7 protein-coding genes and 1 pseudogene are annotated in these 8,812 nt (G+C 55.0%); 1 reads left to right on the forward strand and 7 read right to left on the reverse strand.

The window, feature by feature from the left end:
* Positions 1–219: 219 nt before the first annotated feature.
* The 6 genes from BLT91_RS33960 to aroA form a co-directional block, all read right to left on the reverse strand.
* Entirely contained in the window at positions 220–492 is a 273-nt protein-coding gene (locus BLT91_RS33960) for a YolD-like family protein (protein WP_090824117.1), read from the reverse strand.
* 193 nt (positions 493–685) lie between these two features.
* Positions 686–1,468: an SDR family oxidoreductase gene (locus BLT91_RS19905; RefSeq protein ID WP_090824119.1), complete on the reverse strand. Its 783-nt coding sequence runs from the start codon at positions 1,466–1,468 to the stop codon at positions 686–688.
* A gap of 61 nt (positions 1,469–1,529) precedes the next feature.
* Entirely contained in the window at positions 1,530–3,515 is a 1,986-nt protein-coding gene (locus BLT91_RS19910; RefSeq protein ID WP_090824121.1) for an FAD-dependent oxidoreductase, read from the reverse strand.
* An 8-nt stretch (positions 3,516–3,523) separates the two neighbouring features.
* A complete protein-coding gene (locus BLT91_RS19915; protein ID WP_090824123.1) occupies positions 3,524–4,657 on the reverse strand; it encodes an acyl-CoA dehydrogenase family protein in 1,134 nt (377 codons plus the stop codon).
* A 19-nt stretch (positions 4,658–4,676) separates the two neighbouring features.
* Positions 4,677–6,329: an AMP-binding protein gene (locus tag BLT91_RS19920; protein ID WP_254777031.1), complete on the reverse strand. Its 1,653-nt coding sequence runs from the start codon at positions 6,327–6,329 to the stop codon at positions 4,677–4,679.
* On the reverse strand, positions 6,326–7,669 hold the full coding sequence (gene aroA / locus BLT91_RS19925) for a 3-phosphoshikimate 1-carboxyvinyltransferase (RefSeq protein WP_175532418.1): 1,344 nt from the start codon (positions 7,667–7,669) through the stop codon (positions 6,326–6,328). Before aroA ends, BLT91_RS19920 begins: the two co-directional genes overlap by 4 nt.
* A gap of 16 nt (positions 7,670–7,685) precedes the next feature.
* Here aroA and BLT91_RS30825 point away from each other — a divergent pair.
* Positions 7,686–7,796 (forward strand): annotated as a pseudogene (locus BLT91_RS30825) (transposase); the annotation flags it as partial.
* Positions 7,797–7,954: 158 nt separating this feature from the next.
* Here BLT91_RS30825 and BLT91_RS19930 read toward each other — a convergent pair.
* The coding region (locus tag BLT91_RS19930) for an FAD-dependent oxidoreductase (RefSeq protein WP_175532419.1) at positions 7,955–8,812 on the reverse strand (858 nt) is incomplete at its 5' end.

Below are 8,812 nucleotides of genomic sequence, written 5' to 3' on the forward strand. Positions count from 1 at the left end.
AGGGGTTACCATACGAAGTTTTCCTTTGGTGGCCAGTCACTGAGGCTGCCGTGAATGTGCTCATTGTTGTGGTAGCGGATAAATCGATCCACGCGTTCCTACTCCAAGTTGCTGTGAAAGGACTCAATATAGACGTTCTGGTTGAAGTGTCCAACTGGTTTAGTGGGCTATATAGGTTCTTCCTCTAAAGCTATAATTGATTTCATTAAAAAACTTAAGTTAATTTACGGGTTCCACATTCAATATGTCGTCGAAAGGAAGCCAATCAATCCCTCGATCATGTGATAATTTTATTCGACGGGTTACCTGATCGATTTTAGTAATTATACCGATGATTTGATGGTTATTTGTTTCATTAATTACCTTTATTTTGACGAACTGTTGATCTTGAAATGCCTGGATTACTTTCAAAGCAATTTTACTAAGTTCTCGATTTTCAAAAAGCATAACTTTAAAACACCACCTCATTGCAGTTTTGTAATTTACTTCCATCTACATTGCCCTTGGAGCCAGCGAAGCTGGTACTACCCTAAATTTTCAATTTAGCCGTTCCGCCAGACGTAGAAGTCGACCACAACCAAAATAATCGAAATCCGGACAAATTACGAGGTCTGTGAAAAGACAAAAAAACAAGCTGACAACTAAACCCGCTTACATTGTAGTGTAATGGTATTGATTCCCAAGATTAGCGGCCGTCCGGGCCATAGATAATCAGTGTCAGACCGCCGTCAACACCGATGATCTGGCCTGTGATGAAGCTGGCCGCATCACTGGCCAGGAACAGCGCAAGCCCTGCCACATCCTCCGCCTGCGTCAGACGACCAAGCGGCGTGCGGCTGGTCACGTTCGTTTTAAACGTCTCGTATTCGTCCTTGGCATAGAAGCGCACCGAATCGGTCTCCACTACACCAGGAGAGATCGCATTGCTCGTGATGCCCTTCGGTCCAAGCTCTGTCGCCAGGTAGCGCGTCAGCGATTCAAGAGCAGCCTTTGCCGAGCCGATATTGGAATAGTTCGGAAGCGTAAAGCGGCTGCCCAGACTGGACACGGTAATAATGCGACCCTGTCTTCCTTCCATCAACGGTACGGCGCGTTGAACGCCGTGAAGAACACTTTTGATTACGACCTGATATGTCCGGTCGATATGGTAGTCTTTCGTTTCCATGGCGGGCTTAAACGCAGTGGCGGCCGCATTGGCCATGAAGACGTCGAGTGCTCCCCATTCCTGCTGGATTGTATTGAACATCGCGTCGACCTCGGCCGGGGATTCAAGCTCCGCTTTGCACACGAGAACTTTTGCGCCGAGCTTGCGAACCGCTTCGGCTGTCTCATGCGCTGCGTCCGCGTCTCTACGGTAATGAATGGCTACATCCGCGCCCTCCTTGGCGAAGGCCAGGGCGGTCGAACGTCCGATGCCCCGTGAGCTTCCTGTGATGAGCACTTTTTTATCCTTGAACGACTGAGACAATAATATCGCAACCTTTCGATCGTCAGAAATTTTAAACACCAGTTAGATAATACGCCGCTCATCAGATCGTGCAGGAAATCTCGTAGGCTTGGCGGATCGCTTTGGCGGCGTTCAGCTCCGTCGCGTCACTAACCCCTCCGACCCATTCGATGTCCGGGAGGCCTTTCAGCTCGTCCGACGACATCACGACCCGTGGCTCCTGGCCCGTACAGAGCACAATCTGGTCGGCCGGTAAAAACTGCTTGTCCTCGCCGCTTTCCAGCCATACGCCGTCCGTGGTGATCGAAGAGGCGTGAAAGCCCTTCATCATCTGCACGCTTCGACGTTTCAGTTCGCTAAGCAGCACCCAGCGGGATGTGGGTCCGACTCCCTTGGCCACCTTCTCCGAACGGGAAACGATTGTGATACTTGCTTCCGTCGGTTTCTTGGCTGCGTATCCCCGCTCCGCGAAGAACGCTTCCACTTCCGGACGAAGTCTCATCTGTTCGGCGATATAATGCGCGACGTCGCAGCCGATCCCGCCTCCACCCACAATGACGATTTTCCTGCCAAACGGACGGGCTCCCGATAAAATGTCGGCATAAGTGCACACATGCGGCAACTCTGCACCCTCCAGAGCTTCCGAGACATAGGGCTTCACGCCGGTTGCAATTATGACTCGGTCGTATTTTTTCAGTTCGTCGGCGGACGGAGCCGTATTCATCCGTAAAGTGACACCTAGACGCTGCAGAGCAACCTGGAAGTAGCGAATCGTTTCTCGAAATACCTCTTTGCCGGGAATTCGCGAGGCGAGCAGGAATTGTCCGCCCAGACGGTTCTCCGCCTCGTACAGCGTAACGCTATGACCGCGTTCAGCCGCCGTTTTGGCCGCCTGCAGTCCAGCGACGCCTCCGCCAACCACGGCAACTGCAAGCGTGTTATCCGACAGCGTAATGCCAAACGATTCCCTGCCCGTGCGTGGATTGACTAAGCATCCGACCGGTTTGGGTGGATGTCCGAGCGTATGGTCCAGACACGCCTGATTGCAGGAAACACAAAGGTTCAGACCTTCACGGTCGGCCTCCGCGATTTTCCGCGCAAACGAAGGATCGGCCAGCCAGGGACGGGCGGGCGCAACAAAGTCCATGTCTCCCCGTACGATCACCTGCTCGGCCATCTCCGGCGTATGGATGCGGTTAGCGCCAATAATCGGGATGGAGACCACGGTCTTGAGAGAGGCCGCCACGTGGGCATACGCTCCGGCCGGCACAATCGCCCCGACTGTCGGAATCGACGATTCATGCCAGCCGATCCCGACATTCAGTGCGTCGACGCCGCTCCGCTCCAACTTGCGGGCGAAATCCAGCGTCTCCTCCCGGGTCGTGCTTCCTTCCATGCAGTCGTCGCCTGACATCCGGTAAATGATAGGGAACTCGCGGCCTACCCGCTCGCGAATACCTTCGACGATCTCCAGGCATAGCCTCATTCGGGCTACGCTGTCTCCCCCGTACTCGTCGGTACGCCGATTCATCAGCGGCGACATAAACTCGTTCAGCAGGTAACCCTCCGAGCCCATGATTTCAATCGCGGCAAACCCGGCCGACGCCGCAAAAAAAGCGCTGTCGGCAAATGCTTCCTTTAATCTGTCGATATCCTCCCGCGTCATCTCCTCGGGTATTTCCTTCGTAAGTCTGGAAGGAATCGGACTGGGCGCAAGCGGCGCGAGCCCCGTCTCAGCGCGAGTGGCGTATCGGCCCCTGTGGGCCAACTGCAGTGCTAATAGGCCGCCTACCTTGCGGATAGACGCGGCAAGCTCCTCGAGCTGGAGCAGGTGGTCCGGCTCGGTCAAGCAAAACATGCCCTGCCCGCCCCCTTCGGGAAGCACAGCGGCGTTACCGGTCATAATCAGCGCCGCCCCGCCGCGCACCCGCTCTTCGTAGAAGGCAATCAGCTGTGGAAGCATCTTCCAGTCCCCCTCTATCCCCAAATGCATCGCGCCCATCAGGATGCGGTGCTGAAGAACAAGCGATCCAATGCGACCCGGCCTGCGCAGTAAAGATTGTTCCATTGAAAGCCTCACTCTCCCGCCAAAATATGCTTGGCGATAACGGCTTTTTGAATCTCGGCCGTTCCCTCCTCGAATTTTTGAGCCCGGGCGTCGCGGTAGATGCGCTCAATCTCATTACCTTTGAAATAGCCGATGCCGCCCCAAATCTGCTGCGCTTTGTCGGTTACGCGCTGTAGCATCTCCAGCGCGTACAGTTTCGCCATCGAAGCCGGCGGTGGGGTAAGAGCGTTCTCGTCCTTCAGCCGTCCCGCGAACGTGACAAGCTGGCGGGCCGCCTCTATGTCGGTTGCCATCTCGGCGATCCAGGTTTGCACCACCTGGCGCTGGCTCAGCGGCTTGCCGAACGTCATGCGCTCGCGGCTGCGCTCGATCGCCAGGTCAAACGCGCGCTGCGCTAAGCCGACGCAGGTCATGCCGACACATACCCGGCTCGGATCGAGAAATCCGTTCAAGGCTCCAGCCAGTCCTTGACCAACCTCGCCCAGCAGATTTGCCGTCGGGACTCGGGCATCTTTCAAGATAATGCGGGCATGGCCCGTACCCGTGAGACCAAGCGTCGGAGGCATGGCCTCGATCTCGACGCCTTCGGCCAATCTAGGGACGAGCAGGGCCATAGTGCCCTCATACCCGCGGGTACCCTCCATCCGGGCATACAGCATGAGATAATCGGCGGTGTCTCCGAACGTAATCAGCCATTTTTCACCGTTCAATATGTATTCGTCACCTTGTTTACGTGCGGATGTCTGAATATCGGCTCCGGATCCCGCATTTGGTTCCGTTAGGGCGAAAGCCGCTGTAATCTCGCCGCGAACCAGCGGCTTGACGAACCGCTCCTTCTGCTCGAAATTCGCCAGGAAATCGATCGGCCGCCAGATGCCGTTGATGACGTGAACCACCATCCGAAGAGAACCATGGGATTGGGAAAACAGCTCCAATAGCTGCAGGTATTGGGTAAAACTGAGGCCGTACCCGCCGTATTCAATCGGTGCCGCAAGCCGAAGGTAACCGCGTTCCCGCAGTTCTGCCCAGATGTCCAGGCCGCACTCCCCGGTTTCCTCGATCCGTTCGGAAAGCTCTCGCAGCCTGCCGTTTACATAGGAATTTACTTCTTCTTTCAAATTTTGAAATGCAGCATCGTTCATACCAATTCCCTCGCTCGTTTTACATAGTTTCCAGTACGACAGAAATGTCCTGACTTTGACCGCGTCCGGCTTGTGTTGCAGTTTTTTCGTCTGCCTTAAGCTTGTCCGCTATCATTTGTCTTAGCACGTATTTCTGAATTTTACCCGTAGTCGTTCGCGGCATCTCCTGTAATGTCTCCAGCCGTTCAGGCCAATAAATTTTAGTGACGCCTTTGTCCTTCAGAAAGGAGGTCAGATCTTCAATCGCGACGTGGCAGTCCATATTGTTCAATGTGGCGTAAACGCAAATACGTTCATTAAGCCGCGGACAGGGCATGCCGACCACGGCGACGTCACGCAGATCCTCCATTTGATAAAGCAGGTTCTCGATTTCGGCAACGGGAATTTTGATGCCTCCCCGGTTGATGATGTCTTTGACCCGTCCCGTGAGATGGAGATTTCCCGCTCCATCGATGATTGCCAGATCGCCGGTGTTGAAGAAGCCTTCCTCGTCGACCGCCGCCTCGTACCATTCCGGATGGTCTAAATAAGCGGTGAACATCGCGGGAGTCTTGACCTTAAACAGCCCTTCCTGGCCTGGCGGCAACGTTTGGCCCTGCTCGTCGGTCACTTTCATTTCCCTTCCCGCGATAATTTGTCCGTCGGAGTTCCAGCACGATTCGTTGTAGCTTTTCACCGATCCGACGCTGATCATGCAGCTTTCAGTCGAGCCCCAGCCGCCGGCAACCTTGCAGTTCAACCGCTCGCTCGCCTCCAGTGCGAGCGAGCGGGGCACAGGCGCTCCCGTCGCGATGAAGATCCGGAGCCCTTGCGGCGGCCGCTCTTCACGGGTCAGGTCGGCAAGGAACGGCATCGCCGCTTGAACGAATGTGGCGCCGTGCTCCTCAATCGCCATTCGCGCTTTGGCCATATTCCATTCCGCCTGGCATACCTGAGTGGCTCCGATATACATCGCCATGATCATGCCGTACAGAAAGCCCGTCTGATGCGCCATCGGCGACGGAATCCAAAGTGTGTCCTCGGAAGTTAGCCCCAGGCCCTCCACATGTGCGGATACGCCGTGACTAAGCGTACCATGCGTGTGAATGACACCCTTCGGCTCGCCGGTTGTGCCCGACGTAAAAAGCAGCTGTGCTGGACTATCCGAGCCGGGACGTCTCCGCTCAAGCTCATCAAAGTCCGGATCCTGATCGGCAAGTCCGCCCAGACAGCGCGTCAAATCCTTAGGGTCCCGCGAGTCGACTGTAATGAAATGCTCCATGCCCGGTATTTCGGAGCAGACGCTCTCGATCAGCGGCCCATACTTAAAGTTGTGGAACGAGGTTGGAAGGATCAGGAGCCGGCTGCGCGACCTGTTCATGATAAACGGAATTTCCCGCTCCCTCAAGGCCGGGAGCATCGGGCAAGCGACAGCGCCGATTTTCCAGATGGCTAGCGTCAGGACAACGAATTCCCAACCGTTCGGCAACAGATAGGCGACGTTCTCGCCCGGCTGTACACCACGGTCGATCAATCCCTTTGCCACACGGTTGGCGAGATCGTCCAACTCCCCCTTGCTCAGCACAATCTTCGAGGTATAGCTCAGGTCAACGATCGCATCTTTATGAGGGGCGGCATTGACAAACCGGTTCAAAAATAGCAGGTCGTTGTCAAGTTTATTGGATACCATCATACACTAACGAGCTCCTTCTCCCGCAAATCGCTCTGCGCGGACATCATGTCCGGCATCGCATGGATGCCAAGAAGCGACAAGTGGTCGAAGAATTCCGGGTATGAGATGCGGTAAGCGTTCGGGAAAGTTAGCTCGCAGCCCACGCCGGCGGCTCGGAGCGAAGCAAGTGTAAATGCCATTTGCACCCGGTGATCGTTGTACGTTGAAATCGAAGCACTCTTCAGTCCACTTACCCCTTCGATGATCAGGTCGTCGCCGACTTCACGGATGTTCGCTCCCATTTTATTCAGTTGAAGCATGGCCTTGACGCGGTTGGACTCTTTCATGCGCCCGGGGCCGATATTTTTGAGCACGGTCTCCCCTTGGGAAAGGGCCGCCAATACGGATAATGACGGAATCAGGTCCGGAATGTGACGCATGTCAATCTCTCCGACGCCGACCGTTTGAACAGCCGAGCGCAGGATACGAACGTTATTGCTTCCCTTATCGTAGGCAAGCGGTACACCGAAGCTCTCGATGATTTCCAAAATTTTTCCTTCAGGATGTGTTCCTTTCCCTACCAGTCCTTGTAGTTCGATGTCCGCCGGGAACAACGCAGCTAGGACGAGCAAGAACGCCGCCGAGGATAAATCCGGCTCGATATGGACCTCGGCGGGTTGATACTTCTGGCCCGCGGGTACTCTCCAGCGAGTGCCGCTCGAGTCCGTCTCGACGTGGATGCCGAACTTCTTCTGCATGTCAATTGTAAGCTGGACATATGTTAGCTCGTTATGCGGTGGCAGCGCCTCGATGATCGTATCCTTCTCGGCGAACGGAGCCAGGATCAGGAGGCCCGATATCCACTGGCTCAGCGTGCCCGGAATTTGGATAAGGCCGCCCTTTGGCCTGCCAGGCTCAATGGTAACCGGCATTTTAAAATCGTTCGCCTGCCACTGAACCCCCATCGTGCCGAGCGCCTTGAGCAGCGGTCCTATCGGTCTTTCCCTAAGCGCCTTGTGACCGTTATAGACGGGCGTCATGCCTTTGGACAGGCTTCCTAATCCGAGCATGAACTGCAACGTCGAGCCCGAACTGCCAACCCGGATTTTTCCATTGGTCGGCTTATAAGCTCCGCCCCAGACGCGATACCCGGATTCACTCGGGCTCACCGCAATACCGAAATCCTTGAGAGAATTAAGAGTATCCCGGATATGTAATGCTCCGGATTTGCCGTGAATGATAGTTTCGCCCTCGGCCAACGATCCGAAAATTAATGCTCTGTGTAAATGGTATTTGGATGGGGGGACTGCAACAACTCCTTGTATTGATCCGTTATGGGGATGAACTTTTAATCTTTTCAACGATCTCACTCCTTATATTAAAATGTACGAGGAGCAGTTCCGCCTGGCCCAGCAGAAGCGATTCGGCGCCTTCAGCGAGAAAACGCATCCGGATCAGATGGAGATGCATCTGTTTAACGAAGCGGAAGTGTTTGCTACCCTCGAAGGGCAAGCCACCGACGGAACACATCACGTACGAGCACCAGGCTACCCCTTGTAGCTCATTGATTATCACGCCATTTCGAGTACCGTTTCGGCAACAACTAAGACGCGAATCGTAGCATCAACTAGCACTTTTCAGTCCTACTATTGCATCGATCGAGATGGCACATTCGACAAGAGCGGACCGAGTCCTTCGGCAATCGTTAGATGATTGAAAACGGCGTCACGGAGCCTTGAATACGGGAGCTCTGCCAACATCGCCGTTTGGACCGCGGCCACGATCTCTCCGGCCTCGGAACCGATCATCGTGAAGCCGAGTATGCGGTCGTCGCTCCCACTGACAAGCACCTTCATGAAGCCTTGTGTTTCGTCCGTCGCAAACGTCCGCAGTACTTTGCTCATCGGCAGTTTCGCGACGCGCACCGTGACGCCTTGGCGCTCTGCTTCGCTTTCGCTCAGTCCAACCCGGGCAAGCTGCGGGTCAGTGAACATGCAGTATGGAACCAGCCGGTCGCGAGTGTTTCGGTTCCCTCCAGCAAGGTTATCCCTGATGATTCGGAAATCGTCTACTGAGGCGTGCGTGAAATGCGGGCTACCGGCACATTCCCCGATCGCCCAGACACTGGACACAGTCGTTTCCAGCCGTTCATTAACGCGAATGTATCCGCGTTCGTCCAAGTCAACGCCGGCCTGTTCAAGTCCGATATCGGCGGTGTTGGGAATACGCCCTGCCGCGACGAGTATGTCGCTGCCTTCGATCTTTTGCTCACCGGAAGCCGTTCGCACGGTGACGCTGACTTCCTTTCCAGATCGGCCATCCACGTGAAGTGTCTCTGCTCCCAATACAATTTGAATACCTTCGCCGCTTAGAATCCGTTGGATTTCCTCTGCCACATCCGGGTCTTCTCGGCTCATAAGTTGAGGCCCGCGCTCGACAATCGTCACGCGGCTGCCGAAGCGACGGTATGCTTGGGCCATTTCGATACCGATATATCCGCCTCC

The organism is Paenibacillus sp. yr247, from assembly GCF_900103825.1.
Lineage (GTDB): Bacteria > Bacillota > Bacilli > Paenibacillales > NBRC-103111 > Paenibacillus_E.

Bases quoted from the DNA above. Each gene is read 5' to 3' on its own strand.
- BLT91_RS33960 (WP_090824117.1), bottom strand. From the start codon at position 492: ATGGAAGTAAATTACAAAACTGCAATGAGGTGGTGTTTTAAAGTTATG.
- BLT91_RS19910 (WP_090824121.1), bottom strand. From the start codon at position 3,515: ATGGAACAATCTTTACTGCGCAGGCCGGGTCGCATTGGATCGCTTGTT.
- BLT91_RS19920 (WP_254777031.1), bottom strand. From the start codon at position 6,329: ATGATGGTATCCAATAAACTTGACAACGACCTGCTATTTTTGAACCGG.
- BLT91_RS19915 (WP_090824123.1), bottom strand. From the start codon at position 4,657: ATGAACGATGCTGCATTTCAAAATTTGAAAGAAGAAGTAAATTCCTAT.